The organism is Burkholderia sp. Cy-637 (genome assembly GCF_011753175.1).
Taxonomy (GTDB): Bacteria; Pseudomonadota; Gammaproteobacteria; order Burkholderiales; family Burkholderiaceae; genus Burkholderia; species Burkholderia gladioli.
This window is the reverse complement of sequence record NZ_VWWC01000356.1, coordinates 1-1,870: the sequence shown is the minus strand read 5'-3', so window position 1 is coordinate 1,870 and position 1,870 is coordinate 1. Positions and strand designations below refer to the sequence as shown.

Annotated in this window: 1 protein-coding gene and 2 pseudogenes; 2 read left to right on the top strand and 1 reads right to left on the bottom strand. The window is 72.6% G+C overall.

Annotated elements, in window-relative coordinates:
- A pseudogene (locus tag F3J10_RS36145) lies at positions 1-127 on the bottom strand (crosslink repair DNA glycosylase YcaQ family protein); the annotation flags it as partial.
- Between F3J10_RS36145 and F3J10_RS35450 the strand changes: the two are divergent.
- Positions 124-990, top strand: a pseudogene (locus F3J10_RS35450) (putative PEP-binding protein); the annotation flags it as partial. The pseudogenes F3J10_RS36145 and F3J10_RS35450 overlap by 4 nt on opposite strands.
- On the top strand, positions 987-1,870 hold an 884-nt coding region (locus F3J10_RS35445), incomplete at its 3' end, for a 1-phosphofructokinase family hexose kinase (protein ID WP_167244031.1). The pseudogene F3J10_RS35450 and the gene F3J10_RS35445, both read left to right, overlap by 4 nt.

Sequence of the window (1,870 nt, the reverse complement as noted above, 5' to 3'; positions counted from 1 at the left end):
GGCTGGCCTCGGCCAGGTGCTCGTCGAGCCAGCGCTGCTCATAGGGGCCGAGGCGGCTGAACAGCACCAGGTAGGGGCTGCGCGCCACCACGTGGATGGTATCGATCTGCAACTGCGCCATGCGGCGTCGGCCTGATGCGCACCGAGTTCCTGTTCCTGGAGCGCCACGACGCGCCCGACGAGGAGGAGCAATACGCCTGCTACCGGCAGATGGTGGAAGCCAGCGGCGGGCGGCACCTGATCATCCGCACGCTCGACATCGGCGGCGACAAGCAGGTGCCCTACCTGAACCTGCCGCGCGAATCGAATCCCTTCCTCGGCGTGCGCGGGCTGCGGCTGTGCCTGCGCCGGCCCGACCTGTTCGTGCCGCAGTTGCGCGCGCTCTATCGCGCCGCCATGCACGGGCCGCTGTGGATCATGTTCCCGATGGTGTCCACGCTCGACGAGGCGCGCCAGGCGATCGCGCTGGCCGAGACGGTGCGCGCCGAGCTCGACGCGCCGAAGGTGCCGCTCGGCATCATGGTGGAGACGCCTTCGGCTGCCGCGCTGGCCGACCATTTCGCCGAGCTCGTCGACTTCTTCTCGATCGGCACCAACGACCTCACGCAATACGTGCTGGCCATCGATCGCGAGCATCCCGAACTGGCGCGGATGGCCGAGAGCCTGCATCCGGCCGTGCTGCGCATGATCGCGCAGACGGTGGACGGCGCGCGCCGGCATCGCAAGTGGGTCGGCGTGTGCGGCGGGCTGGCCGGCGAGCCGCTGGGCGCGGCGATCCTGGCGGGGCTGGGCGTCGACGAGCTGTCGATGAGCGTGCGCGATATCCCGGCCGTGAAGACGTGGCTGCGCGCCTCGCGGCTCGATGCGCTGCGCGCGCTGGCGCGTCGCGCGCTCGATGCCGCCGATGTCGACGCCGTGCGCGCGCTCGACGGCGGCGAAGTCGGCGAAGGCGGCCCGGCCGGCGAGACCCGGGGCGAGGCGGCCGCATGAGCATCACGATCCGATCGGCGACAAACGCCGCGCGCGTGGTGGTGACCGTCACGCCGAATCCCGCGCTCGACCAGACCGTGCGCGTGGCCGGCCTCGCGCTGGGCGCCGTGAATCAGGCCGAATCGCTCGAGATCAACGCGGGTGGCAAGGGCGTCAACGTCGCCGGCTGCCTGGCCGACTACGGCATCGCCACGATCGTCACGGGCCTGCTGGGCCGCGAGGGCAGCGAGGCCTTCGAGACCATGTTCGCCCGCAAGCGCATCGACGATCGTTTCGTGCGCATCGCCGGGCGCACGCGTACCAACGTCAAGCTGGTCGATCCGGCGCGCGGCCAGACCACCGACATCAATCTCGCCACCGCGCGCGCCACGGCGCAGGACCTGGCGGCGCTGGAGGCGCGGCTCGCCTCGCTCGCGGCGCCGGGGCGCTGGTTCGTGCTGGCCGGCAGCCTGCCGCCCGGCATCGACGCGGACTTCTATCGCCGCGCCACGCGCTCGCTGCACGAGGCGGGCGCGCGCGTCGCGCTCGATACCAGCGGTACGCCGTTGGCCGCGGTGCTGGGCTCGGGCGATCCGCTCGAGCTGCCCGACCTGGTCAAGCCCAATCGCGAGGAACTGGCGGCGGCGCTGGGCCGGCCGCTGGACAGCCGCGAGGCCCTGATCGAGGCGGCGCGCGAGCTGGTGACGCGCGGCATACGCCATGTTGCCGTCTCGCTCGGCGAGCAGGGCGCATTCGGCCTCTGCACGACCGGCTCGGCCGAACTCGACGGTTTTCACGCGGCGCCCTTGCAGGTGCCGGTGGCCAGCACGGTGGGCGCGGGCGACGCCTTCGTCGCCGGGCTGGTGGCGAGCCTGGTCGAGGGCCGCGCGTGGGCCGAGGC